Source organism: Gelidibacter salicanalis, assembly GCF_016469035.1.
GTDB lineage: Bacteria > Bacteroidota > Bacteroidia > Flavobacteriales > Flavobacteriaceae > Gelidibacter > Gelidibacter salicanalis_A.
This window is the reverse complement of record NZ_JAEHJZ010000500.1, coordinates 1-257: the sequence shown is the minus strand read 5'-3', so window position 1 is coordinate 257 and position 257 is coordinate 1. Positions and strand designations below refer to the sequence as shown.

Genomic DNA, 257 nt, shown 5'->3' with positions numbered 1-257 from the left:
TTGCATCCTTGATATTTTCAAAATTCCACACCATGATGTCGTTCGTGAAGGATGTGAATTTTGTTCATACTTAAATGGAGAAAAGTTCTTCCTCACGTCTTTTGTGCTCGCATTCGCTTTCCCAGTTCTGCTGATCCTTGAGGCTCTCTTTCAACTTGGTGATCCGTACGAAAAAGGCTACAAGTAATGAATAGGAACGGCTGTTTTTGACGATCGATCTTCAATAAACAAGTCCTGGATTAGGAGGAACTTTTTTG

The 257-nt window shown here is 40.1% G+C and carries 1 protein-coding gene; it reads left to right on the top strand.

Going from position 1 to position 257, the window contains the following annotated elements; genetic code table 11:
* Nucleotides 1-187, top strand: a 187-nt coding sequence (locus JEM65_RS22710) for a hypothetical protein (protein ID WP_233530823.1), incomplete at its 5' end; no start/stop codon positions are given.
* Nucleotides 188-257 lie beyond the last annotated feature (70 nt).